At 54.6% G+C, this 24,005-nt stretch carries 20 protein-coding genes and 1 tRNA gene; 8 read left to right on the forward strand and 13 right to left on the reverse strand.

Annotated features, from left to right (window positions below):
* The 5 genes from ACZ5BI_RS07780 to argC form a co-directional block, all read right to left on the reverse strand.
* On the reverse strand, window positions 1–1,215 hold the full coding sequence (locus ACZ5BI_RS07780) for an argininosuccinate synthase (protein WP_464896796.1): 1,215 nt from the start codon (window positions 1,213–1,215) through the stop codon (window positions 1–3).
* Window positions 1,212–2,459, reverse strand: a complete 1,248-nt coding sequence (locus ACZ5BI_RS07785) for an aspartate aminotransferase family protein (protein ID WP_316086170.1) — start codon at window positions 2,457–2,459, stop codon at window positions 1,212–1,214. The genes ACZ5BI_RS07780 and ACZ5BI_RS07785 overlap by 4 nt, the downstream gene beginning before the upstream one ends.
* The gene (argB, locus tag ACZ5BI_RS07790) at window positions 2,452–3,348 is read right to left on the reverse strand and encodes an acetylglutamate kinase (protein ID WP_316086172.1); all 897 of its coding nucleotides are present in this window, start codon (window positions 3,346–3,348) and stop codon (window positions 2,452–2,454) included. The genes ACZ5BI_RS07785 and argB overlap by 8 nt, the downstream gene beginning before the upstream one ends.
* Complete coding sequence (gene argJ, locus ACZ5BI_RS07795) at window positions 3,345–4,454, reverse strand: bifunctional glutamate N-acetyltransferase/amino-acid acetyltransferase ArgJ (protein WP_464896797.1); 1,110 nt, start codon at window positions 4,452–4,454, stop codon at window positions 3,345–3,347. The genes argB and argJ overlap by 4 nt, the downstream gene beginning before the upstream one ends.
* A gap of 68 nt (window positions 4,455–4,522) precedes the next feature.
* A complete protein-coding gene (gene argC / locus ACZ5BI_RS07800) occupies window positions 4,523–5,581 on the reverse strand; it encodes an N-acetyl-gamma-glutamyl-phosphate reductase (RefSeq protein WP_464896092.1) in 1,059 nt (352 codons plus the stop codon).
* Between the two features lie 54 nt (window positions 5,582–5,635).
* On the opposite strand from argC, the gene ACZ5BI_RS07805 reads away from it, so the two are divergent.
* Window positions 5,636–5,839 (forward strand): hypothetical protein, encoded by a 204-nt coding sequence (locus ACZ5BI_RS07805; RefSeq protein ID WP_464896093.1) that lies wholly within the window; start codon window positions 5,636–5,638, stop codon window positions 5,837–5,839.
* Window positions 5,840–5,987: 148 nt separating this feature from the next.
* Here the strand turns inward: ACZ5BI_RS07805 and ACZ5BI_RS07810 are convergent, their stop codons facing one another.
* Window positions 5,988–6,476, reverse strand: coding sequence for a flavodoxin domain-containing protein (locus ACZ5BI_RS07810; RefSeq protein WP_464896094.1), 489 nt, complete (start codon window positions 6,474–6,476; stop codon window positions 5,988–5,990).
* Between the two features lie 76 nt (window positions 6,477–6,552).
* On the opposite strand from ACZ5BI_RS07810, the gene ACZ5BI_RS07815 reads away from it, so the two are divergent.
* Window positions 6,553–7,557, forward strand: coding sequence for a hypothetical protein (locus ACZ5BI_RS07815; protein WP_238127339.1), 1,005 nt, complete (start codon window positions 6,553–6,555; stop codon window positions 7,555–7,557).
* Here ACZ5BI_RS07815 and ACZ5BI_RS07820 read toward each other — a convergent pair.
* Window positions 7,550–8,347, reverse strand: coding sequence for a CDP-alcohol phosphatidyltransferase family protein (locus ACZ5BI_RS07820; protein WP_464896095.1), 798 nt, complete (start codon window positions 8,345–8,347; stop codon window positions 7,550–7,552). The genes ACZ5BI_RS07815 and ACZ5BI_RS07820 overlap by 8 nt on opposite strands.
* Window positions 8,348–8,430: 83 nt before the next feature.
* On the reverse strand, window positions 8,431–9,909 hold the full coding sequence (locus ACZ5BI_RS07825) for an alanine/glycine:cation symporter family protein (protein ID WP_464896096.1): 1,479 nt from the start codon (window positions 9,907–9,909) through the stop codon (window positions 8,431–8,433).
* 116 nt (window positions 9,910–10,025) lie between these two features.
* On the opposite strand from ACZ5BI_RS07825, the gene ACZ5BI_RS07830 reads away from it, so the two are divergent.
* Both ACZ5BI_RS07830 and ACZ5BI_RS07835 read left to right on the forward strand, forming a co-directional pair.
* Entirely contained in the window at window positions 10,026–12,644 is a 2,619-nt protein-coding gene (locus tag ACZ5BI_RS07830) for a DEAD/DEAH box helicase (protein ID WP_464896097.1), read from the forward strand.
* 57 nt (window positions 12,645–12,701) lie between these two features.
* Window positions 12,702–13,424 carry a YggS family pyridoxal phosphate-dependent enzyme gene (locus ACZ5BI_RS07835; RefSeq protein ID WP_464896098.1) on the forward strand — a complete coding sequence of 241 codons (723 nt, stop codon included), beginning with the start codon at window positions 12,702–12,704 and terminating at the stop codon, window positions 13,422–13,424.
* A gap of 30 nt (window positions 13,425–13,454) precedes the next feature.
* Here ACZ5BI_RS07835 and ACZ5BI_RS07840 read toward each other — a convergent pair whose 3' ends face one another.
* The 3 genes from ACZ5BI_RS07840 to ACZ5BI_RS07850 all read right to left on the reverse strand — a co-directional run bounded on the left by ACZ5BI_RS07840 (window position 13,455) and on the right by ACZ5BI_RS07850 (window position 16,891).
* On the reverse strand, window positions 13,455–14,747 hold the full coding sequence (locus tag ACZ5BI_RS07840) for a hypothetical protein (protein WP_464896099.1): 1,293 nt from the start codon (window positions 14,745–14,747) through the stop codon (window positions 13,455–13,457).
* Window positions 14,748–14,983: 236 nt separating this feature from the next.
* Window positions 14,984–15,619, reverse strand: a complete 636-nt coding sequence (locus ACZ5BI_RS07845) for a GNAT family N-acetyltransferase (RefSeq protein ID WP_464896100.1) — start codon at window positions 15,617–15,619, stop codon at window positions 14,984–14,986.
* Window positions 15,620–15,679: 60 nt separating this feature from the next.
* Complete coding sequence (locus ACZ5BI_RS07850) at window positions 15,680–16,891, reverse strand: molybdopterin molybdotransferase MoeA (protein ID WP_238127344.1); 1,212 nt, start codon at window positions 16,889–16,891, stop codon at window positions 15,680–15,682.
* A 101-nt stretch (window positions 16,892–16,992) separates the two neighbouring features.
* Here ACZ5BI_RS07850 and ACZ5BI_RS07855 point away from each other — a divergent pair, with 101 nt between their 5' ends.
* From ACZ5BI_RS07855 to mscL, 3 genes are all read left to right on the forward strand, one after another.
* Window positions 16,993–17,613: a 5-formyltetrahydrofolate cyclo-ligase gene (locus ACZ5BI_RS07855; RefSeq protein WP_464896101.1), complete on the forward strand. Its 621-nt coding sequence runs from the start codon at window positions 16,993–16,995 to the stop codon at window positions 17,611–17,613.
* Between the two features lie 108 nt (window positions 17,614–17,721).
* Window positions 17,722–18,396, forward strand: a complete 675-nt coding sequence (locus ACZ5BI_RS07860) for an SAF domain-containing protein (RefSeq protein ID WP_464896102.1) — start codon at window positions 17,722–17,724, stop codon at window positions 18,394–18,396.
* Window positions 18,397–18,413: 17 nt separating this feature from the next.
* The gene (gene mscL, locus ACZ5BI_RS07865; RefSeq protein ID WP_278620310.1) at window positions 18,414–18,854 is read left to right on the forward strand and encodes a large conductance mechanosensitive channel protein MscL; all 441 of its coding nucleotides are present in this window, start codon (window positions 18,414–18,416) and stop codon (window positions 18,852–18,854) included.
* 439 nt (window positions 18,855–19,293) lie between these two features.
* Here mscL and ACZ5BI_RS07870 read toward each other — a convergent pair whose 3' ends face one another.
* Entirely contained in the window at window positions 19,294–19,485 is a 192-nt protein-coding gene (locus ACZ5BI_RS07870) for a hypothetical protein (protein ID WP_316087201.1), read from the reverse strand.
* 2 nt (window positions 19,486–19,487) lie between these two features.
* Window positions 19,488–23,669, reverse strand: coding sequence for a DNA helicase (locus tag ACZ5BI_RS07875; RefSeq protein ID WP_464896103.1), 4,182 nt, complete (start codon window positions 23,667–23,669; stop codon window positions 19,488–19,490).
* A 191-nt stretch (window positions 23,670–23,860) separates the two neighbouring features.
* Between ACZ5BI_RS07875 and ACZ5BI_RS07880 the strand changes: the two genes are divergently transcribed.
* Window positions 23,861–23,933: transfer RNA gene (locus ACZ5BI_RS07880), tRNA-Arg, on the forward strand.
* Window positions 23,934–24,005 lie beyond the last annotated feature (72 nt).

Below are 24,005 nucleotides of genomic sequence, written 5' to 3' on the forward strand. Positions count from 1 at the left end.
TTATTTCTTGCTTTCTTTTTGTTCCCGCGCCGCTGCCAACTGGGTTGAGAGCCCATAGATTCCGATGAATCCGCGCGAGAGGGACTGGTCAAAGCTGTCTCCTGAATCGTAGGTCGCCAGGTTGAAGTCATACAAGCCGACTTCGGAGCGCCGTCCATCAACTACTGCCCGCCCGCCGTGCAGAATCATCCGGATATCGCCGGTGACATATTTTTGGCTGTCTTCTACGAAGGCATCGAGCGACCCTTTGAGCGGCGAATACCATTGCCCCTCATAAACCAGTTCTGACCAGCGTTGTTCCACTTGCCGTTTGAAGCGTCCCTGTTCGCGCTCTAGGGTCAGGTTTTCTAGGTTTTGGTGGGCAATAATCAGCGCCACCGCGCCGGGAGCCTCATAGATTTCCCGCGACTTAATCCCTACCAGGCGGTCTTCCACCATATCTAGGCGACCTATCCCTTGGGCGCCTGCCCGGCGGTTCATTTCTTGAATGATTTCCAGGGGCGACATTTTTTGCCCGTCCAAAGCTACTGGCACGCCCTCTGCAAAACTAATAACTACCTGATCCGGGATCGGAGGGTAGGCGGGGTCATCGGTGTAAACATAGACGTCTTTAGTAGGTGGATTCCATAGATCCTCCAGGTATCCGGTTTCTACCGCGCGCCCCCACACATTCTGGTCAATAGAGAAAGGATTGTGTTTAGTGGTTTCGATCGGCAGTTCGTGTTCTTCCGCGTATTTAATCGCCACGTCCCGGGTGAGCGCCAGATCCCGTACCGGGGAGATGCATTTAATCTCCGGGTTTTGGCTGGTGAGCGACACCTCGAAACGTACTTGGTCATTACCTTTACCGGTACAACCATGAGCCACAGTGTCGGCGCCAAAGTCTTTCGCTACTTTCACCAAGTGTTTACAGATTAGCGGCCGAGAAAGCGCCGATACCAGCGGATATTGATCCATGTATAGGCCGTTGGCTTTGATTGCCGGTAGGCAATATTCTTCGGCGAACTCGTCCTTAGCGTCAGCCACATAGGCATCGACTGCCCCGCAATCCAGGGCACGCTGGCGAATTACCTCCAGGTCTTCCCCGCCTTGCCCTACGTCTACGGCGCAGGCGATCACCTCTTTGCCGGTTTGCTCCCCGATCCAGCCGATGGCCACCGAAGTATCCAATCCGCCCGAATATGCCAGTACTACCCGATCTTTACTCATGGTTATTCTCCTTTTTCTAGGTCTAGTTCTACCTGCGCGAGCGCTTCTTTTAACGCCGGTATCAGGGTTTTTGCTTCGTCAAGTTCAATAATTAGGGGCGGCGCCAAGCGAATTATGTTCGCTGCCGGAGCATTAACGATAAAACCCGCCTTAAACAGAGCCTTCGCCAGTTGCGGGGCAACATTTTTTTCGAGGACGAGGCCGCGCAGCAGCCCTTGCCCCCGGGTTTCTTTTATCCCTGGGATTTGGGCCTCGGCAATCGCCTGCATCCAGGCGTCCCCAATTGCGCTAGCGTGCGCCGGTAAATCCAGTTCCTCCATCAGGGAGATGGTGCGCGCCACTACTGAAGTTACCAGCGGGTTTCCCCCAAAAGTGGTGCCGTGACTTCCTGGTTTTAGGGCACTGGCAGCGCGTTGGTTCATCGCCACGCAGGCCCCTACCGGCACTCCGGCGCCCAGTCCTTTCGCCAGGGTTACCACATCCGGGATTATTTCTTTTCCGTCATGATAAATTCCCTGGTGGGCAAGCCATTTTCCGCATCTGCCCATCCCGGTTTGCACTTCGTCAAAAATTAGCAGAGCGCCGGTTTGGTCAGCGAGCTGGCGTGCTGCCGCAACAACTTCCGGTGCTAGGGGGATTACCCCCGCTTCTCCTTGCAGGGGTTCTAGGAAAATCGCGGATACGCCCTCGGGGTCTACCGCTTCAATGCCTGCTACCGACGCCTCCACAAACTCGGTAGGCCCCACAAAGGGCACGAAGGGTTCGCGGTAGGGAGCTTTATAGGTTAGCGATAGTGCCCCCAGAGTACGTCCGTGAAATGCGCCTTTAAGTGCAATCGCGCGCCCTCCCGGCCGGGCGGCTAACGCCATTTTCAAGGCGGCTTCATTGGCTTCGGTGCCCGAGTTTACAAATAGCACTCGCGCCTGGGAGACGATTTCCGCCTGCCGCCCGCTACCCCACCCTTCGGCACAGATTTTCTTAACTGCTTGCGCGGCCTCTACCTGCTGATGGGTAGTAAAAAAGTTCGATACGTGAGTAAAACGGCTGGCTTGCTCGTGAATAGTCTTCACTATTTCTGGGTGAGCATATCCGAGGGCGTTCACAGCGATTCCACCCAGTAAATCTAGATATTCCTTGCCGTCTGTATCCCACACCCGGGTGCCTTGTCCGTGAGTAAAACAGGCCTGCGGCTGCCCGAACACCCCTAAAAGATTGTCCTGATAACTGGCTTTCCATTCAGAATTAGTCATGGCTATCTCCCATCACCATAGTTCCAAATCCGGTATCGGTGAAGATTTCTAGCAGCATCGAGTGCGGCACCCTCCCATCAATAATGGTGGCGCGAGGTACTCCCTGCTCACAGGCTTGGATACAGGCTTGCACTTTGGGGCGCATTCCCGCTTCCAAAGTAGTCAGCATTTGGGCGGCCTCGCTCGCCCGAAGCTGCGAAATCCGACTATCTGGGTCTGGCCAGTTGCGATAGAGTCCTTTCACATCGGTGAGGACGATTAGTTTCTTCGCCCCAATGGCGCCTGCGACTGCCGCGGCCGCCAAATCCGCGTTGATATTTAATACCTGCGTAGGATTGTCTTGGTTTACCGCAATGGAGGAAACCACCGGGATACGCCCCGATTGCAGTAAATCCTCTATCGGTCCAGGATCTACGGCAGTTACTTTACCCACTAGCCCCAGGTCTACGGGTTTTCCATCAACGGTCGCCCCCTGTTTTTGGGCACGCAAAAACGCCCCGTCCTCGCCAGAAATCCCGATTGCCGCGATGGAGGATTCGTTGAGTAGCGAAACCAGTTCGCGCTGCACTGTCCCGGTAAGCACCATGCGCACGACTTTCATTACTTCTGGGCTAGTGACCCGCAGACCGGAAACAAAGGGAGCTGCAATCCCCAGGGTTTTCAGCATGGAGTTGATTTGCGGGCCACCCCCATGCACCACCACCGGTTCAATCCCCCATTCATGCAGGAAACTTACATCCTGGGCGAAAGCGGCTTTGAGCTCTTCCGAAATCATGGCGTTTCCGCCGTACTTGATCACGATCCGCGAGCCGGAGTATTCGCGCAGCCACGGCAAGGTTTCTAGCAGTACCCCGGCTTTGTCCCAGGCTGATAATCCTTTTGTGCTCATGATGAATAGTCCGCGTTGATATGAATATATTCGTGGGTAAGGTCATTGGTAAGTACGCTGGCCTGGGCGTTTCCGGCTCCCAGGCGTACCTCCAGATGCACGTCGCGGCTTTCAAAGGGAACGTCTTGCCGGTTTCCCCAAGCGGCACCGTTTTTACATACTTGCACCCCGTTGAACAGCACCGATACCGCGCTCGGGTCGTAGGGGCAGACGCTTTCGGGCACGGTTCCCAGTTCGGAAACGATTCTTCCCCAGTTGGGGTCGCATCCGGCGATGGCGGTTTTCACCAGGTTTGAGCGGGAAATGGTTTTCGCGGCGATTAAAGCCCCGGCTTCGCTTTCGGCCTCAGTGACTGCGATTTCTACCGTATGCTGCGCACCTTCCGCGTCATCAGCTAGTTTGCGCGCCAACTGGGCGCAAGTTTGAGTGAGCGCTTCAGTAAATCCACTGGGAACGGTTCCACTTTCTCCGGAGGCCAGCAAAAGCACAGTGTCGTTGGTGGACATACAGCCATCGGAATCTAGCCGGTTAAAGGTTTTCGCGCAGGCAAGCTCTAGAGCCTTTTGGGCAGTTTCCGCATCGAGGAGGGCGTCAGTGGTGATTACACAAAGCATGGTAGCGAGAGCCGGAGCAAGCATTCCGGCTCCTTTCGCCATTCCTCCGATTTGATAACCTTCAGCCTGATAGTGAACGGTTTTAGGTTCGTTATCGGTGGTGAGAATAGCCCAGGAAGCATCGGCACCGCCCTCTTCAGACAGGCTCGCGGCAGCGATTTCAATCCCGGAGAGCATTTTGTCCATCGGCAGGGGCGTCCCAATCATTCCGGTGGAGCACACTAGGACTTGCCGCGGATCGATTTCTAGAGCCTTAGCGACTGCCTTGGCGCTGGCCACCGTATCTTTAAGACCGTTTTCCCCGGTACAGGCGTTGGCGCTGCCCGAGTTTAACACCACCGAGCGCATTCCAGTGGCGCCTTTTGCGAGGACAGCCCGCGAGTAGAGTACGGGGGCGGCGGCGAAACGGTTGGAGGTAAACACCCCGGCGGCTACCGGGTTTTTCCCGGTGTTGAGGACGAGCGCTAGGTCTTTGCGTCCTTTGCGGCGCATTCCGGAGGCGATTCCGCAGGCTTTGAATCCGGGTACGCTGGTTACGCCTTGGAGGCTTTTATCTTTTTTCACGGGGCAACTCCAATCTGGTTAATGCCGTTATATTCGGGCAGACCCAGCGCCAGGTTAGCTGACTGCACGGCCGCCTGCGCGGTACCTTTACCTAAGTTATCGAGGGCGCTAAGGGCAATAATCTTGCCCGAACGCTGATCTAAAGCCAGCTGTACCTGCACGTTTGCGCTGCCAGTCACGGCTTGGGTTTGTGGCCAAACGCCAGGATCAAGTACCTGGATAAGGTTTTCTTCCTGATAAAAATCCTGATAGAGGGCGTGCAGCTGCTTCGTAGAAGTTTTTTCGGTAGCCCCGGCGGTTACGGTTGCCAGGATTCCCCGCGACATGGGTACTAACACCGGAGTGAGGGTGATTTTATAGTCCTCGGGGTTGTTTCCGCTGCTAACCGCAAAGTTTTGCGCGATTTCAGGGATATGGCGATGGGTTCCGCCTACCGCATAGGGCTGGGCATTCCCCAGGGCAGCGGTGGCCAATAGGTGCGGTTTTAGGGATTTCCCAGCTCCGGAATACCCCACCGCTAAAGTGGCGACAATATCGTTTGGATCAATCAATCCGGCTGCTACCAGCGGTTGAAAAGCGAAGGTAACCGCAGTTACGTTACATCCGGGAACCGCAATCTGCTGGGCGGCCGCCAGCTGCTCGCGCTGCGACGACCCGCAAGCACATTTAAGCTCCGGCATTCCATAGGTCCAGGCCGGGCAGTATTCACCGCCATAATAACTGTCCCAGGCTGCTTTAGAGGTAAGCCGATGGTCGGCCCCGCAATCTACTAACAGGCTCTCTACCCCACCTGCGCGTAGCTGCGCTGCTATTTTCCCGGATTGTCCGTGGGGTAGCGCCAAGAAAATCGCGGCGCTTTCTTGTAGCGCCTCCGGGTCTACTGCTTTTAATTCTTGCTTGGCTAATTGGGGAAGCTGGGGATGAAACTCCCCTAGCTTTTTTCCTACTGAGGAGGACGCGCATAGCTGATCGACCTCGAAATTGGGGTGGGCAGCTACTATCCGCAGGATTTCTCCTCCGGCAAATCCGCTGGCACCAACAATTGAAACCTTCATAGTGCATATTTATATCAAGTTATGAATAACTATGCATAACTTTAAGACCCGGTTGTGAGCAGAGATACTTTTATAAAAATGATCGGCAGGGAGATTACCTCCCTGCCGATCACCGGTCAGATATCTATTACCTGCTCCAGCTCCATTGGCAGAATCCCGGCATCGGTAATTACACCCGACAAACGAGAAACCCGGCTGTCTGTCCTGAACATTTGCCCAGGCATCGGAGCCGCCACTGGCTTACCTAACAGCGGATGAAGCTCCCGATGAGCGCTTTTTTGAACTAGAACCAGCCAGACACGAAACCGGTGACTAGGGATCCCTTAAGCATTACTGTCCGCAGGTTGGCGCCTGGCGAGGTATCCCTCGCCAGGCGCCAACCTGCGGACAGTAATGAAAGAAAGATTTATGCCTTGATTTCTTTAATGACTTTCTTTGCCCAGTCACGAACTAACTGGTCATCGCGGAAGTCGCCCTCCACTGCACCCCCTAGGCGAGCCACCGTGCGCTCCCGCAAAGATAGCTCCTCTGGATCCAATCTGCCTGGGAAAGTCACATATTCTTTCGGATCAATATTCAAAAGCACTGGTCCTACCCGCGAAGGATCTTGCACTTTGTCTTCGGGAACCCCCGACAGCCCCACTGAGAATGCCCACAGCGGAGTGCGGCGCAGTTCCGAAGCAAAGCGGCGACAAAAATCATTGGCAGTATCCATCCATTTGGTTAGATAAACCGCTGAGCCAATAATGACTGCCCCGTATCCATCTAGGCTGTAGACCTCTTCTGGTTTTTCCAGGTCCACTTCCAGACCGGCATTCTCCAGTTCCTCTACAATAACTTTTCCAACTTCTTCAGTCGCTCCATGCTTGGAGGCGATAGTCACTAAAACCTTCATGTCTCTAGTATGACCATTTTTTTCTTTCTTGTCGCGAAAAGACCGGAATTCCTAAAATTCTCATAGACTTAAAACCATGGCGATGGTCGATCCTTCCTTCAAAAATGGGCAAAAGCTCACCGATCTCGCTGTGGTATCCAAATATGCCCTGGATCCGGTGGTTATTTGTCGTAGTGCCGGCCTTCATCGCGTTTCTGAACTGGGGCGCGGGTGTACCCGCGATATTTCTTGGCTTTTTTCCCTTCCCGAACAATGCCTTGACCATTTCCTGGCCTCTAAAGAGGGCGAGCGATTCTTAGGGCAACTACGTGCGGATTTACAGCGGCCGCTAAAGGTGTGGCTGGGAGGGGGTACCCGAGCAGAAGCCGAACGTTTCTCGCGGATGCTAGGTACCGGAAGAATCTTAGATACCGCGCAATATCCTGAGGGCAGGGATTATCCCCAGCGACTAGTGGGAGCGATTCTTGCCTGCGAGCAGGAAGAAGATACCAAAATTCCCTGGCTGCTCGATCCTGAAGACCTGGTGGAAGCCCTTATTGAGCGTTGGGAAGATTTGAGTGTCCACAGTCGGCAGCGAATACGTCGCGCATTCTTAGGAATTGACGCTACCCATCTTCCTCCTAAGATCGCCAGCGGCCTGAATGCCTGCGGGATTATCCAGACTCGGCGTTCACCGCTAGTAAAATGGTTAACTGACCCCAAAGTGTTGGCCTACCTGGTGGTAATTACCTATTCCAGCCTGCGAGTTTTACCGGTGAGTCTGGTAAAAGAGTTTCATGGATCTCTGCTGGTGCTATGGACCATGGATATTGTTACCGCTATCCCCTACACCTGGGGAGTACTTGCCATGTTTACCGCCAAGCGCCAATTGGTGCGCATCATAGGTACGTTTACTACCGCGATTACTTTCGCGGCTCCCTACGTATATTTCGCTATGACCGGCAAAGACTACCCCACCTACGTGATAGTAATCGTTATTTTGTTTATTATTTCGGGGTTCTTTGTAGAAGGCTCGAAATATCTACGCGAACGTTACCTGGTGAATTTTTTGCAAAAACCACAAGAAACCGGCACTAACTGACATTTTTATGGTTTAGTTGCTTCTGCTTGCGTGGGGCTTGCGGACCTACAAAAGTACGGATCACACCGTTGCCAATAAAGTAAACGCCGCTAATCCACCATGCCCACCACACCAAGGGGTTACGTTCGGGGAAATAAATAGTGAGCCAAATAATGCAGGCTAGCCAAATCACCACTGACAAAATATTGAGCCACCGCAGTTTTTCTACCCGGAAAGGATGGCAGAAAGTAAGCGGAGATAGCGTTAGCACAATAAAGAGCAGCACGATGGTCAGGTTGAACCACCAGGGCAGTGCCACCAGATAGAGATAGAGGATTACGATATTCCAGGCTGCCGGGAATCCCACGAAATAGTTATCGGAGCTTTTGGCTTTCTTATTGCAGTAACAGAACATAGAGGAGGCACAAACCGCTACCATCAGCAATTCGGTCACCACTAGATCCATTCCCTTACCGGGGATTCCCGGAGCGAACACTAAGGTTTGGGACATGAAAATCGCGGGGATAAACGTCCAGGTCAAATAGTCTACGATCAAATCGAGAGCGGAACCATCAAACCAGGGAATTACCTCCTTCACCCGGTAGCGCCGCGCCAGAGTGCCGTCCAAGCCATCAACAATCAAGCTAATCGCCAGCCATCCCCACATCTGCAGGTAGTCGTGGCGCATTAAGGCAAGTACCGCACAACCAGCCCAGACCACCCCAGAGGCGGTAAAGACATGAACTGCCCAAGCTTTTAGATAGTCACTGCGCGTGAACTGAGAATCAACTGTCGCGGGGATCTGTTCCATAGTCCCTATTTTGCCTTAGGCTTTCAAATACATAAAAACCTGTGAAACCTTGGCTCTTTGTTTCTTATAACGAGCGAGGGCGCCTAGCCCTCAGTAAACAGGGCTTTGCCCGGCTCGCCGCTCCATACATCGGTGGGTAACTTTGCCGGCAGATAGGGATTGTTATTAGCTACGAACACCGGTACCGCCTCTTTATCGCGCCGAAGCGATGCCGAATAATCCTTTAAGGCGCCCACTGCCCACTTCCACAGCAGGGTAATCGCTATCAGATTGGTGATGGTCATAACCGCCATGGCGATATCGACCGCGTTCCACACTAGCGGCAGGGATACCACTGCTCCTAGCACCACCGACGCCACGGAAACCATTCGCACCAGCCAAGATGCCCAGGGTTTAGTAGTCACAAACGACATATTCACATCAGAATAGACATAGGCGGCAATAATTGAAGAAAACGCCAGTACCGAAATAATCAGCAACATTAAATAGGTTGACCAATCCCCCAGCTGGGAGGCTACCGCCACCGTAGTCAACGAGGCCGCCTGGGAAGGATCGGTACCGGTAAGCACCGCTTTAGGAGCACTCAAAATGATAATGGCGGTGGCAGAACACACGATAATCGTGTCTACGAAAACCCCTAACGATTGAATGAGGCCTTGCCGCACCGGATGGGAAACCGTGGCGGTTGCGGCCGCGTTGGGGGCGGTTCCTTGCCCGGCCTCGTTAGAAAATAGTCCGCGCTGTACTCCGTTGATCAGGGCAGCAAATATTCCTCCGCCAACGCCTCCCCCAAGCGCTCCACCGGTGAAAGCACTTTTTACGATTAAAGCTAGGATCGCGGGAATCTGCCCAATATTTATTACCAGGATAATCGCCGCAATAATCACGTAAACCACGGCCATAATGGGAGCCATCCATTCGGTTACCCGCGCTACCGAACGAATTCCTCCTAAAATAATCGGAGCCGCAAACACGAACAGAATCACCGCAATGATCGCCGAATGCGTGCCTTGCTGGGCTTCGGTAGTGCCGAGGGTGGCCATAATCGAGCCGGCAATCGCATTGGACTGCACGGAAGTGATCACGAAACCACAGGTAATGATAGCGATCACCGCAAAGATGGAACCAAACCAACGTTTGTGCAGCCCCAACCACATATAGTAGGCCGGACCTCCTCGGAAAGTACCGTCCTCGTTCTTGACTTTAAAAATCTGCGCCAGGGTGGATTCCATAAAGGAGGTAGCCATCCCCACTAGCGCTACTATCCACATCCAGAAGATCGCGCCCGGCCCGCCGATGATGAGGGCGGCCGCCACCCCGAAAACGTTGCCCACTCCCACGCGAGCCGCCAGGGAAATAGTGAAGGCTTGGAAGGAGGAGATTCCTCCGCGGGAATCTTTACGAGAGGACAACACTACGTGCCACATATGGCGGAAGAGCCGGAATTGCACTCCCCGGGTAATCACCGTGTAGAAAATCCCCAGGCCGATTAGGATCCAAATTTCGCCGTAGAGGGCGATGGCATCGGCTATCTGTTTGACGATTGCGGCGGCTTGATCCACGCTATTCTTTTCCTTTCATCCGCCCAAAAATCTTTTCGGCGTCCTTATTAGGACAATCCGGCAGGATGAGGTTACGCAAACGTGTCCACACTGCGGAAGCTGGTTACAATAGCCGCATGAGTATTGCGCCCCTAAATCAGCTACTGGACGATTTAGAGGACGCGGGTAAGCTGGATGACCCCTTAGAAGTCCTGGCGGGGTTCAGCAATTGGGCAGCCTCTACCCGTCGAGCGTTATATCCCCATCAAGAGGAAGCCGCTACCGAAATTTTTGCCGGTCACCACGTGATTGCGGCGACTCCTACTGGTTCGGGAAAATCTATGATCGCTTTGGCGGGGCATTTGGCGGCGCTGGCGAAAGATCAGCGTTCTTACTACACCGCCCCTATTAAAGCGTTAGTGTCTGAGAAGTTTTTTGACCTGGTAGAGCTGTTTGGAGCCCGGAATGTGGGGATGATTACCGGCGATATTTCTCTAAATGCGGAAGCCCCGATTATTTGCTGCACCGCGGAAATCTTGGCTAACCAGTCACTGCGTGATGGCGCTGAGCTAGATGCCGGGGTAGTCATCATGGATGAGTTCCACTTTTACGGCGACCCTGACCGCGGTTGGGCTTGGCAGGTCCCGCTGCTGGAACTGCCGAAAGTCCAGTTTGTGTTAATGTCGGCGACCTTGGGGAACGTCGATTTCTTCATCCGGGACTTACAGGCGCGCAGCGGGCGGGAAGTGACGCTCGTTGACGGAGCCTCCCGCCCGGTGCCTCTGGAAATGGAATATAGCGAGGACGACTCCCAGTACCTGTTAGAAAGCCTGGTCAAGGCGGGACGCTGGCCGATCTACCTAGTGCATTTTGCCCAAAATGATGCGGTGAAAACCGCGGCGGGGTTGGCGTCTGCTAATCTGCTAGACCGCGAAAAGCGGGAAAAAATCGCTGCCCACTTAAAAGGAGTCCATTTCACCAAGGGATTCGGGCAGACTCTCTCGCGGCTATTACGTCTGGGGGTGGGGGTGCATCATGCGGGTATGTTGCCTCGTTACCGCCTGTTGGTGGAGCAATTGGCGCAACGCGGCCTACTGGCGGTTATTTGCGGGACGGACACTTTAGGGGTGGGGATAAATGTCCCTATCCGCACTGTGGTGTTTACTTCCCTAGTCAAGTTCGATGGGCGGCGCCAGCGGCATCTCTCGGCGCGGGAGTTTCACCAGATTGCCGGCAGAGCCGGGCGCGCCGGGTTCGACACTATGGGGTTTGTGGTGGTGCAGGCGCCGCCCGAGGTGATTGAGGCCAAGAAGTTGACGGCGAAGGGGCAAAAGCGTAAGGGAACGTCCTCTTCCAATAGCCAAAAGCCGAAGGTGTCCTGGGGACGTTCTACTTTTGAACGCCTGGTCGCTGCCCAGCCAGAAGCGCTACGTTCTCATTTCCGGATTGACCATTCTTTAGCGCTTAACGTCCTTTCTGGGAAACGGGATGCCGGGGAGCATTTGCTGTGGCTGGCACGCAATAACCATGACGCTCCGCAAGAGGCCAACCCTCATTTGCGCCGTTTAGGACAGGTTTATTCCTCTTTGAAACAGGCGGAAGTGGTTCGACATTTACCTGCTGAAAAGGCGGGCAGCCGCGGGCGCCTAGTGCTCACCCATGACTTGCCGGAAGATTTTGCCCTTAACCAGCCGTTATCGCCTTTCGCTCTGGCTGCTTTGGATCTATTGGATCCCGATAGCCCCGATTACGCTCTAGATTTAGTTTCGATTGTGGAGTCGGTGTTGGAGGATCCGCGCCAGGTGCTGATTGCCCAACAAAAAGTCCAGCGTGACCAGGTGTATCAAAAGTTGCGTTCCGAGGGCGTGGAATACCACCAGCGTCAGGAAATCCTAGAGGAAACCACTTGGCCGCAGCCTCTGAAAGAGCTGATTGCCGGGGCATTTAAGACTTTCGCGCATTCTAATCCTTGGGTTTATGGCTCTGAGCCCTCCCCCAAATCGGTGGTGCGCTATCTGGTAGAAAATGCGCTGACCTTTACCCAGTTTATTTCTCGTTTCGAACTTGCCCGCAGTGAGGGCGTGGTACTGCGCTACCTGACCGACGCCTATCGCTCCCTGGGACAAATCGTGCCGCCGGAGAAGCGCAATGAGGACTTCGACCAGTTATTGATCTGGCTGGGCAACACGGTTAAGGGCGTGGATTCCTCGCTGCTAGACGAATGGGAGGCGCTGGCCAACGGGAAACGCCGGGAAAGCCTCGCGGAGGATGCAGAAGAAGAACCCGCCTTTGGGAGCGGAGAAAACCAGCTGCCCAGCGCTAATCCTTTCGCTTTGCGCCGCCAATTCCGCAATGCCGCCTGGCGGCGGGTAGAAGCCATAGCCTTCGATAGCCTGCCTCGCCTTAAAGATTGCCAAGATTTACATCCCGATGGGAGTGCCTGGTCGGATGAGGATCGCGGAGCCCTGTTGGATGATTATTGGGAACGCTACGATGACTTGCCACTGGATCAGGGGGCGCGCGCCAGCAGTCACGCGGTAATTAGGGAGGGCGACCAGGCGCGAGAGCTGCTTTCTCGCTACCTTCCTGCCGATAGCAACTTGCTGGACGGCAGGAAGGTTTGGGCGTTACTGCAAGAAGTGGATGACGGCAGCGGGCTATGGGAATGGCGAATGTTATTTGCCCTGGATATCGCGGAAACTGATGAGAGTGGGCAGCTACAACCGTACTTGGTGGTCTACGGAGATATCACCTAGGGCGCTGCTGGCGCTAGCACCCTGTCAGCGATTTGCCACGCCCAGTAGAGTGGAGTTATGGATATCGCAACCGGGATTGAACAAGTAGACCAGCGGATCTCTAAAGCCTGTGAGCAGGCGGGGCGGGAGCGCAGCGAAGTTACTTTAGAGCTGGCGGTGAAAACCCGCACCAGTGAGCAGATTATTGCGGCTGCTAAGGAGCTGAAAGCGCGCGGTCTACCGGTAGTGCTAGGACATAATCACGTGCAGGAAGCCGTGGCGACTAATGAGGCCGTGCGAGCGGCAGACTTGGGCGCGGAAGTTCATATGATCGGTCATCTGCAAGGCAACAAGATCAGTGCCGCCTTGCAAGTTTGTGACCTGGTCGAAACGGTGGATTCTCTGAAAACTGCCCAGCGTCTGGTGCGCCGGCTACAGACCAATTATCCGGAGCGCGTCCTGCCGTGTTTTATTGAAGTAAACTGCTCACGCGAAGCCTCCAAAGCGGGAGTGAGTCCCGATGATGCCTGGGAGTTAACCCAGCGAGTCCTACAAATGGAGCCGCTGAGTTTGCGGGGATTTATGACTATTGGTGCCCTTAACCCTGATGAAGAGCGCATTCGCGAATCTTTTAGGATTTTGCGGGATTTGCGGGATCGCACGCTTACTGCCGGAGGACGCGGTCAGGATGCCCGCGAACTGTCGATGGGAATGTCAGGGGATTTAGAAATTGCGATTAGCGAGGGGGCAACTATGGTGCGCATCGGAACTGATGTTTTCGGCGCGCGCGATTACCGTTAAGATTTTGTCTGTCGCTCAATGGGCAGGCGGTTAGTTTGCAATCCGCCGGTTATCTAGGATTGCTTCCACATCTACTGGCTTGCTTTGTGCTACCAGCTGCGCGGTAGTCAAAGACTCCTCGCTATGCGGATGCGGACGTGAAGGACGATAAGGAGCCTTGCTTTGGGTCGCCAAATGCTCCGCGAGCAGCTCAGAGGCATCTACGTCACGGCGCGCTAGTCGCGGTTTGAGGGCGTAGATTGGTTTCGGCATCGGCGTTGGCGTCCAAGTATGGTCAGTTTCTGCCTGGTTTTCTGCTGCCTCCTCTGTATGACTTGTAACTGCCGCGGTCTCCGCTTTCTCGGTAGCATCCGCGCTGCTGTCCTCAGCCGAGATTTCGGTAATCTCCGCTAACGTAGTGGTTTCTTTCTCGGCTACAGCGGCGGCAACGGGCTCTTTATCCTCGCTGACTTTTTCTTCCGCTAAGGTAACTGCTGTGTTTTCTTCGTTCGCTTCGAAGTGGCGCTGCGAATGGCTGGAGGCTATTTCCCGAGTAGTTTCCTTAGCCGTTTCTTCTGCTTGCTCTACGGTTTCGTCCTCGTGAATTACAAAGTATTCTCGCAACGTGGCGGCGCGCCGAGCCGCGGCAGCTAGTTTGCCGAGCGCCATGCGACCCCGGTTTTCCCCGGCTGCTTCTGCCTTGGTTTCGCTGGCGGTAGCTGCGGCGCTGGTTTCGGACTTTTCGACGCTGACAGCGCTCTGAGTAGATTCGGCCTCGGCGTGCATTTGGGCGAATTTCTTTTCGCTGGCACTCACGCGATGTCCTTTTGCGGGACGGGTCTCGAGGGCGCGGATAACTTCTTGGGCACGCTGATCATTTTCACGGCCGGCTTTGGCAGCTCGCGCTCCCAGAAATAGCGTTCCCGCAATGGTCGCTAGTGGAATAAGTGTCCACCACCAGGAAAGGAGGCTAACGGCAGCTGCCGTTACCAGCACCATACCTATCGCGAACTGTACCGTAACTAAAGTGAGACGGCGACGCGCAGCTTGTGAACGCCGCTCAATCTGCCGAGCCCGGGTAAGCCGAGCGGCCATCAGTTCACTGTGGTCACGCTGGGTTGGTGCTACTGGTCGTTGCATAGTTCCTCCTAATACTGGGGGGTTTACGCTGTAACGTCGCCGCTTTTGCGCCGATTGCTGGGTGTTAAGTACCCGCAAATTTGCGCTAAAACGATCATCGCCATGAGACTGGGTTTGCCGCCGCTTGGAGTCAATTAAGAGGGGCAGGTAGATACCTCCCAGAATTAAGACCAATATTGGCAAAGCCAATCCAATAAACTCCACATATCAAAAATAGGGGATTTAAGCGCCAGATTCTCTCTTCATAAAGGCGTGTTGAGCAGGGAAAGTTATTAAATCTTTAGCAAATCGCAACATCTATAACAATCACACCAATAGCCACAATAACTACGGAATTTTTCCACGTTTTACCGTGGCAATAACCATTGTTTTAAGCAATCTCACGTTCGGGGAAACGCTGGTTGGTGCGGAGGAAAACTAGTCTCCAGTCGGGGCAAGCCTTACGCCTCCTTCTTTTTCAATCGCGCTCTTTTTTCTAGTTGCGCCAGGTATCCACCCGCGGGGATTTCCTCAGCGGTTGCCGCATACCCCAGGTGATCAGCCCAGCTTCCCGCAATGCAATAGAAACTGTTTTTTCGCCCCTCAAACCGCAGCCCCAGTTTCTGTACTACCCGCAAAGACACTTTATTTTCGGGACGAACATTTATTTCTACGCGGTGCAGGTGGGGAGCCCCTAAACATAAATCCAACACCATCGCCACCGCCGTAGTAATCATCCCGCGGCCACTATATTCTTCGGCTACCCAATAGCCCAGGTTTCCCGAGTGTGAGGCTCCCAGGGCAATATCTCCGATAGTAACCTGCCCCACTAGCTGCTCATCAGCATAAACACCAAATGGATAGTAACGGCGCTGACGCACCAGGCGGGCACTACGGCGAATGAACGCTTCCAGCTCCATATCGTCTGGGGGATAGCCGGGAGCAATGCTGGCTTCCCAAGGCGCTAACCAACGCTCGTTATCGGCTCTTACCTGCGCTGCCTGACGATGATCTCGCGCCACCATTTCCCTAATAGATAGCTGATTTATCGGCGGATCACCCGGTTTAATCAGGCCGCGAGCTACCGGACTATCCAAGTGCGCATAGTAACGCGGCCTGCGCCTAAAAGTTAAACGCTCGTAAAGCAACACGGTGCCCTAATCTAGCACCATGCAGTGGAAATAGTCGCCCTCCGAGACGGAAGTTACCGCCTCGGGAATAACCGCCAGTGCATTCGCCCTCGCCATGGTAGAGAGTAAAAGATCTTCTGGCTCACCGGTTAGTCGCGCGCGATAACCACTATCGGGTGCACCCACGATTTTCACGGGCACAAACTGGCGCCTACCAGCCGGGGAACGCCAACCGCGATCTACTCGCGCCCGCAAGGAAGGGCGATACAGTTCATCCCAACCGGCCATATGCCGCAGGCAGGGGCGCACAAAAATCTCGTAGCTGATCTGGGCGGCTACCGGATTTCCGGGGAGGCAAAAAATCGGGGTACCCTCCCCGACAGTGCCATAACCGAGCTGTTTGCCGGGAGTCATCGCCACATTGTCGAAGCGGGCAGTCCCTAAAGGAGCTAGCACCTCTTTCACCGTGTCGGCGCTACCGTAGGAAAGTCCCCCAGTGGTGATAATAATATCTGCCCGAACTAGCTGGTCTTCAATAGTTTCAGACAGCGCCTTTTGTTCATCAGGCACTGCCGCCACTCGGAAAGTGTCAGCGCGCGCATCGGCTACCGCAGACGAAAGCGCGTGCCCGTTAGCATCGAAGACTGCCCCGGCGCGGATCGGTTTGCCCGGTTCGATAAGTTCATCTCCGATAGACAAAATCACTACCCGAGGACGGGGACGCACCGTCACCCGCAGGCGCCCTACCCCCGCCAGTAACGCTACTTGCCGCGATCCAATACGCGATCCGGCACGTAAAATGGGGGTGCCCGCACTTACGTCTTGGCCGCGTCGCAAAATGTTTTTTCCCTTGGCGCAGGCAGATAAAATTTGTACCCGCGCCGGACCTTGGTCAGTTTCCTCCAAAGGCACCACCGTGTCGGCTCCCACCGGCAAGGGAGCGCCCGAAGCTATCCGGACTGCACTGTTTTCCACCAAGGTGCACGGTTCTGCATCCCCGGCTTTCACCTCAGCGATCACATCCAGGAAGACCTGGCGCATTTTGCCGGCTCCCCCCACGTCTTGGGAACGCACCGCATAACCGTCCAAAGTCGCCTGGTCGGTGACCGGTAAATCGAAAGGTGCACTCACGTCCTCAGCTAATACACACCCCACCGCGTCTGGCAACAACACGTCCAGGGGATCCAGCGGAGCCACTAGGGAAAGACAAGTATTCAAATGTTCCGCAACCGTGCGCATTACCCCTCCAAAGTCTAGTACTATTACCAGGTTACCTGCCGGAGTCTTTGCCGCGATGGCGAAAAGCCGACTGTGGTTAAACGAGCGACTATCATTGACTCATGGGTTCTGTGAACAGTAAGCCGGAACTGCGAAAAAAATTTCTTGACCGGCGTCGCTTAACGTTTTCCCCTACCCAACGTGTCCAGGCAGAATCGCAAGTGCTCCAGGCTGCCAGGCCACTATTAGCTTCCCTAAAACCCGGCGAGGTCGTAGCCAGTTATATTTCTTTCGACACCGAAGTTCCAACCTTCTTACTCAACGAAGCCATTTTGGATTCCGGGTTGAAACTAGTTGTCCCTTGCGATTTGGAGCAGCCCCGTTGGGGACAATTAGATCCGGTACAACATAGTCGCGCCCTATACCGCCGTTTCAATCCCCACCCGCCGCTGGTGTCTCGAGAAATGCAGTGCGATCACCTGGCGAAACTGGGGTTAAAGGTGATTTTCTTACCGGCTTTAGCAGTAGATAGGACGCAGGTACGTCTGGGACGAGGAGCCGGTTGGTACGACCAGGCTTTGGCGCACTGCGATTTGACTGGTTCCACTCGCCCCCAGTTGATCGCCTTAACCCATGACTGGGAAGTTTTACAGGCAGGAACGCTACCCCAGGAACCGCATGACCAGCTAGTTGACCAGGTGATTACCTCCTCGGGGCGGATACAAAAATTAGGAATAACCTAAAGCGGGCGACTCCAGTTCTGTTTGTCCCCAAGCAAAGATGACAGATAGTTTTTCCGGCTGATTATTTCAATATTGCTTGGCGATTTTACTCGGATAAATATTCTGGCTATGCGAGAGTTCCTTTGGCGCTGGCGGCGTACCATCGCCCTGGCAGCTACTGTTGCGGTAGCCGTAACCTTACTTCGTTTGCTGCTACCCCAGGTGGTCACGAAACCTCTATTAATTGCCGCCACCGATATTCCACCAGGAACCATTATTGACGCTGGCCAAGTAACTGTGAAAGAGATTCCCGTGGCCGCCCTGCCACCTCAGGCTTATAAGAAACCTTCCCAGGCAGTCGGTCAGCGGACAGCCGTTCCCATCGCTGCCGGCACTACCCTGTTTCCGGCCTTATTTTCTTCTTCTCCTTTTTCACGACAATCCTATAGAGGGAAAGTGATTTTGGCACTACCTTTGCGGGAAAGCGATCAAGGCCTGGCCGGCGCCGGTGATGAAGTGATTTTTTTCCTCGCAAATGATCAAGATAGTAGCTCTGTCCCCGATACCAGCCCGGACACTACTAATCCGCAAACCATTCCCGAGGGCGGGGCGAGAAAATCTGCGGAGAATACGGGACTCTCCGCGCAAATCACGGCGCAAGTATTATCAGTCAGCGCCGCTAGCGGATCTTTGACGGGGGAACAAAAAACCGCCACCATTGAGGTTGCGGTTAACCCCAGTGAGGCTGGACGCCTGGTAGAAGCCAGCAAATCAGAACCGCTACAATTGGCCAGGACAGGTTAATTACAAAAAAATGAGGAATGATGAGTAAAGACAATACTGGTTTCATTGCTGGATTCAAAGAGTTTATTTCCCGTGGAAACGCCATCGACCTAGCAGTTGGGGTTGTTATTGGTGCCGCTTTTGGCGCAGTAGTCACCGCCATCGTTGACAAATTCATTAACCCGCTGATTGCAGGGCTGGTGGGTAAACCTAACTTCGATAATGTTTTAGAGTTCCATCTCGGTAACGCTACCGTGCAACCGGGAGCGATTATTACCGCCCTGGTTAACTTCCTGCTAGTCGCCCTGGCGATTTATACCTGCATTATTGTGCCGATGAATAAGCTCATGCGGATGCGTGACGCTAAAGCTAAAGCCGATGAAGAAGCCGAAGAACCCAAGGCAGATCCCCAAGTGGAACTGCTAACCGAAATCCGCGACCTCCTACAATCCGAAAAATCCGCGTCCCAAAATAGCTAACCTAGTCCCGGTCTGGCTCGGGTTGCGCGGGGGAAAGTTTGTCCTCCCGTAGGCCTCCGCGCACAGGGGCGGATTTTGCCTCTCGCCCCGAAATCCGGAAAATGCTCTGGCATTTTCACGGATTTAGTGCCCGAAGCCTACCCTGCGGCATAAATCCGCCCCTGCACGCTAATTGCGTACCTTACGAGAATCTCGCGCCAGCTATGCCCCTTGCGCGGAGGAGAAGTTTTATCCGAGCAGGCTAGGCGGGTATCTGGCGGTTCTTGTTCCCGTATAGCCCCTTACTTAGGTGGTACCAGCGAGCGGGGAGCCTGGGTTTTATCCGAGTGGGCGCGGCGGGCATAAGAATTCGGAAAACGCCGCTACGTTTTCCGAATTTCTTGGGCGGGAGGAAAAACCCAGGCTCCACGCGGGAACTACAAGAAAACCCAAATGATGACTATTGGTTACGCTCGCGCCAATGAGGGGGCATTTCGGATAGGTAGTCTATTTCCGGGTGCTGATTAGCAGTTTCTCGGCGCTCGCCTTGATCGAGGATGGGGTCAGAGCTTTCCTGCCAGGAGGTAGGTTTACCTTCGCGGATGCGCTGCCGGTCAACCTCGGAGTAGCTACGCGCGGCCGGATGTTTCATGGTTAAGCGTTCCGGGTGACGACATTCTTCAGGATCGTTTCCACCTGACCATCTCGGCGCTGCAAACCTAGCTCATTAAACAGCAGATCTACTTCTTCCTCCACGCTGCGAGTCTTATCGTCCGAACGAATCCAGGCGAGCAGATCATCTAGCTGGTCATCACCGTAGGCGGTTAGAGGCAATCCTCGGGAGATGGCGGGACGCTTTACACTACGCTGTTCTTCACCTGTTGCCTCGTGCGAAACGGGAGAGGAAGCCGGAAGTGGCGCTACCCCTACCGCGGGCGCAGGGGAGGCAGCTGGCGCGGGAGCTGCCACTGCTTGTCGCTGTGCCTGCGCTTTTTTGCGTTCCTCAACCACATCCACCACCAAGTCTAGTAGCTGCTGAGCCTGTACGGCCGGATCCATAAATACCGCGGTGGAATAGACGATGCTAACCACCCATCCGTATTCTTTGAGTCGTTGCCGCCAATGACGTTCCCGCCGCCGTAAAGATTTCTCGGCGACATAGTCGGGGTTGTCGGTCAGCACCGCCACCAGCAGTTCATTGGGATAGTCCGGGTGCCCGATGGCTAGGGGGATCCTCATACCGTTCTTGGGCCCTAAGTTGGGAATCACGGTCAGCCCCACTGAATAGAGCCGTTCGGCGAGATCAAGTAGTAACCGATCAGGTTGAGATTCTTCCTCCCCCATCGCCTGCGCGGCCTCAACTGGCCCTACAGTTTGGGCTTCGGCTCGGGCAGCCTGCAGCAAATCGTATAGCATCTGGGAGCCCGGATGATGCAGCCGTTGCGGATCGATAGCTTCTGGCGCCATCGATGACACCAGAGATAGTTCTTTGCGCACCATTGAAACCGCGTCTACCAGTAGTGCCGTACCATCTGCTGCCGAGATAACTCCAAAGTCATGTAGTACTTGACCATGGGGAGTCTTGGCGAAACCTACCGATAAAATCACGTGGTCGCGACGTAAACCTGCGGCTCCGGCTGCGTCAACTATCACGAAGGGTTCTTCTTGATTACTACCCAGGAATTTATCTAGCTGTGGGTTACGAGCTACTTCACTCATAATCGCGGCACTGATTCGCCGGGCATGTTTGACCGTCAAAGCTACCACCCCCAAAGACTCCTTGCTTTGAGACTGGGCGTGTAAACAAACTTGCCGCACTACCTCCTCAACTTCCTGGGAAGAGGTTTCGACGCATTGGGCACCGGGAGCGGGCATTCCGCGTCCATCGACTATCGTCAAAGTCACCGGGCGAGAGGGACGGGGTACGGTTACCGGCATCACGTCTCGTCCGTAGTCGTGATCGGCTAGGAAGGAAGCCACCCACTCATTTACTCGAGATCGGGTAGGAGGCGCGGTTAGCTGCGGGAATATCCCCGCAAACTCCGAGATGGTACCTTGTTCGCTGCGACGCACATCCCCTACGACGACCACTTGTTTTGCTCTCGCAATCGCAGGAATAACTTCTGCCAAGTCGGTGTTTTCCACTCCGTCCAGTACCAGTAAATCCACGGGGTGATCATTACCGAGAATCTGGGGTACCAGTACCGGAGGAATCGCGCGAATCGGACGCAACCGCTCCACAATCGGGAATTGCCCGATTACTTCTGGCAGATCGGTGCGAGCATCTTTCAATACTTGTTCCAAGTCAGAGACCGTTTCGGACTGGGTGTCTACCAGTTTGGCTACCTGGTGACGCACCTGGCGCAAGACTTGTTCCGACAGCGAGTTCACCTGGGCAAGATCGAGGTCACGCAGCCGCGTAGATAACTCGGCCAGGCGTTCTCCATCAAAATGAGCCAGGCGGTCATCTAGACGCAGCATTTCTGCCAATGCTGATGCCCACCAGGAAAGGTCTAACTCTGCGCGCAACAAATCGAAAGGAACCCGGCGTTCTCGCAGGTCATCTACTAATTCATCGAGACCTAAATCGTGGAGTTCTTTCAGAATCGCTACCCGCTGTGGTAGGCGCTCGGCTCCTTGTTCGTCTTGAGACAAGTTATCAATCAAACTGGCTAACTCGTCGAGAGGCATTTGCATTAAATCGCCAAATCCGGTGGAGAAGAACGGCTGTATGCGCGTGATATGGCCGCGTAGCGCCTCCTCTGCTTTTTGCATCTGGTCAAGCCGCCCTGGCAACACTGGCCAGCCACCACCGGGAGAGTATTCGCGCCAAATACGACGTTGCTGTTGTACTCGAATCAGTTCCCGATGTAGATCTTCTACTTTCCGGCCTGGCCGCACCATGTCTTTAGCCTGTTTAATTAGGCGTCGCCGGTGAGATTCCTTCATATTGAGCGCGCGTTCTTTACGCCATTTCTTGGTAGCGGTGGCGATCACCATATCGGCAGCTGAGCGCTCGAAAATCTGAGGCTTAAACACATCCATGGCTTCGCGCAAACCGTCTAACATGCGCAACTGGTCATGCCATTGGTTAAGATTCTTGGCTCGCAGCAACCCGGTTTCTTTTTGAGCGCGATCAATATCTGCACGCACCTGCGGCAACATGCGACCCGCTAACTGGTTGACTCCCTCGACTGCGGTATCAACCATTTCGGGGGAAGAAATTACTACCGAATGCCAGGGATTTGTTGCCCGTGTTTGCGAGAAAATTCCTTCTTCGGCGGCTTGTGCCAGTAACTCTTGGGCACGTTTAGCGCCATCGGAGGCAATCCGATGCAAAGTTTCTAGGTTAAATCGGACTTTAGTGCGCGGTCCAGGCTTCATAGAAGTCAAATCTGCCAGCACCTGCAACGCGTCATAGGCGGACACCTGCCAGGGGTCGCGTTTGCGATGCAGCTGCTCCATATAGCCACCCAGCTGGGAACGCACCTGCGTCAGTTCGTTACGCATCTTAATAGTGACTTCGTCAGCGGCAGGATCCACTGATTCCACCGGAGCGCTTAAAGATTCCAGCAACTTGGCAGGAATGAGGTCGCGCCAGCGGCTGCGACTGGACAAATCCAGGGTGAGACTCTCTAGCCCTAAACGATTAAAATACCCCAACACCTGCTGTAGGCGACGCCGCGCGCCCGGCACATAGGCAATGGTGCGCCCCGCACTGGCAGCATCCGCTAATATTGCTGCCACCGTGGAAGTCTTTTCCGATTCCGGAGGCGCATCTAGCAGCAGATTCGCTCCGGAGGCCACCGCATCTAGTATGTTATGCTGCGCGGGATCCAAATCCCCTACCCCATGTTCGGCCAGAGGATCCCGGTCGGTCAACACTGGTTGCGGTAGCGGCGAAAGCACCTTCCCAGCGGCATCTACATCTCCGCAAAGAGCCGCGGTCACGTCCGACTGTTCCAGTAGATCTTGATTGAGCGCAAAATCTTTGACCAGGTTGGAGAGAGGATGCAGGTATTGCCCTACGGTAAGCGAATCGTAGAGGTCAAATCCCAGCAGATGCCGTAATCCCAGACGTCGCAATTCGTGCAGGGCGTTGGTGGGGCTGAAAGCTACTTCTGCTTGCAGACCTTGCAGAATGGAAACAATTTCTGCTTGCTCGCCCTTTTCTCGCAGTGCCGCTTCCAGAGGCGGCCAGACTTCTACTGCACTATCTAAAGTAATCAGTACGTCCTCGTCCGCGGTTAAAGACAGCTCTACCGGGCAGAGTAATGCCGGTCCGGTGATAGTGCGCGGCTCGCTGGCGCGTACTTTTTCAATATCGTAAACCGCGCTATCTTCCGCCTGTTCCTTAGCGGCGTCCTCACTGCTAGAGAGATTATTTTCTGCATTTACCGCCGTGGCAGCGGTTGCCGACATTTTCGTGGTCGAGGACGCGGATTTGCTCGCGGCGCGTTCCCAGGCGGCTCCTAATGTGCCCCCTTGTCGCCAGGAGGCGGTGCCGATCGCGAGATAAACCGGCGCGCTACCATAACGGGATTCGCGGTCTCGGGAAGCAGACAGTACTTCGCGAGCACGGATCCGGCAATGGGATAGGGCACGCGGTTCGCGTACCAGATTAGATAACCGAGTCGGACGACCTCCATATAACTGCGCTAAGCCCCCGGGGTGGGCAGCAGACAGCTCTAGGTAGCCGGAGGAGGTCTCCTCGGCGATTGTATGCTCTAAGTTGGCATTCCAATGCGAGAGCATCTCCTGTACCAGCTGTTTACGGTTTTTGGGCGCCGCTGTTTCCGCGACGGCCTCGCTGGTAACGTCTTCCGCTGTAGTCATCTCTGTTTCCGGGTTATAGCTCACGATGCCACCATACGCGAAAGCGGGGGTTTGCCCTGGTTGCCATGCCCTAAGATAGCGAAAACGACAATTCTCACGTCTCGGTTCGCCCTCGATAAACCTGACTGCAATTTTGAGGCTAGTAAACCAATGCTATCCTGGACTGGCTGAGGCGCTGACGGCCGCCTTGCGCCCTCGTAGCTCAGGGGATAGAGCACCGCTCTCCTAAAGCGGGTGTCGGACGTTCGAATCGTCTCGGGGGCACTATTTGACGACGGTACTTACGGCGCCTTCTTCCTCTAAAAACCGCTTTGGTCAGGTACCGCGAGGACGAGC

The sequence above is a fragment of the Varibaculum sp. GTC20041 genome, from assembly GCF_055387755.1.

Coding starts and splice junctions, on each gene's coding strand:
- ACZ5BI_RS07785 (WP_316086170.1), bottom strand. CDS start 2,459: ATGACTAATTCTGAATGGAAAGCCAGTTATCAGGACAATCTTTTAGGG.
- argB (WP_316086172.1), bottom strand. CDS start 3,348: ATGAGCACAAAAGGATTATCAGCCTGGGACAAAGCCGGGGTACTGCTA.
- argJ (WP_464896797.1), bottom strand. CDS start 4,454: ATGCGCCGCAAAGGACGCAAAGACCTAGCGCTCGTCCTCAACACCGGG.
- argC (WP_464896092.1), bottom strand. CDS start 5,581: ATGAAGGTTTCAATTGTTGGTGCCAGCGGATTTGCCGGAGGAGAAATC.
- ACZ5BI_RS07810 (WP_464896094.1), bottom strand. CDS start 6,476: ATGAAGGTTTTAGTGACTATCGCCTCCAAGCATGGAGCGACTGAAGAA.
- ACZ5BI_RS07815 (WP_238127339.1), top strand. CDS start 6,553: ATGGCGATGGTCGATCCTTCCTTCAAAAATGGGCAAAAGCTCACCGAT.
- ACZ5BI_RS07820 (WP_464896095.1), bottom strand. CDS start 8,347: ATGGAACAGATCCCCGCGACAGTTGATTCTCAGTTCACGCGCAGTGAC.
- ACZ5BI_RS07830 (WP_464896097.1), top strand. CDS start 10,026: ATGAGTATTGCGCCCCTAAATCAGCTACTGGACGATTTAGAGGACGCG.
- ACZ5BI_RS07835 (WP_464896098.1), top strand. CDS start 12,702: ATGGATATCGCAACCGGGATTGAACAAGTAGACCAGCGGATCTCTAAA.
- ACZ5BI_RS07850 (WP_238127344.1), bottom strand. CDS start 16,891: ATGCGCACGGTTGCGGAACATTTGAATACTTGTCTTTCCCTAGTGGCT.
- ACZ5BI_RS07855 (WP_464896101.1), top strand. CDS start 16,993: ATGGGTTCTGTGAACAGTAAGCCGGAACTGCGAAAAAAATTTCTTGAC.
- ACZ5BI_RS07860 (WP_464896102.1), top strand. CDS start 17,722: ATGCGAGAGTTCCTTTGGCGCTGGCGGCGTACCATCGCCCTGGCAGCT.
- mscL (WP_278620310.1), top strand. CDS start 18,414: ATGATGAGTAAAGACAATACTGGTTTCATTGCTGGATTCAAAGAGTTT.
- ACZ5BI_RS07870 (WP_316087201.1), bottom strand. CDS start 19,485: ATGAAACATCCGGCCGCGCGTAGCTACTCCGAGGTTGACCGGCAGCGC.
- ACZ5BI_RS07875 (WP_464896103.1), bottom strand. CDS start 23,669: ATGACTACAGCGGAAGACGTTACCAGCGAGGCCGTCGCGGAAACAGCG.